Consider the following 216-nt stretch of genomic DNA (forward strand, 5'->3'; position numbering starts at 1 on the left):
CAGGCGGAATGGACTGGATATTGGCAACGAGCTATGAAATTAACTTATATGCCAGTTGTGAATGTTGAGGCAGTTAAACCGAATGTGAATCGCCATAAAAATTCTTTATTGGCCAGTGCTCAAGAAACGGCTAAATATCAGGTAAAGTCTAAAGATATTTTGACGCATAATCCAGAACAAGACTTACAGGTGATTGACGATCTGGAACAAGCTTTG

The 216-nt window shown here is 39.4% G+C and carries 1 protein-coding gene; it reads left to right on the plus strand.

Annotation, left to right across the window (positions count from 1 at the left end; all coding sequences use genetic code 11):
• Positions 1–216, plus strand: a 216-nt coding sequence (locus E9531_RS17705) for a protein rep (protein WP_211343494.1), incomplete at both ends; no start/stop codon positions are given.

Source organism: Lampropedia puyangensis (assembly GCF_004833285.1).
Lineage (GTDB): Bacteria > Pseudomonadota > Gammaproteobacteria > Burkholderiales > Burkholderiaceae_C > Lampropedia > Lampropedia puyangensis.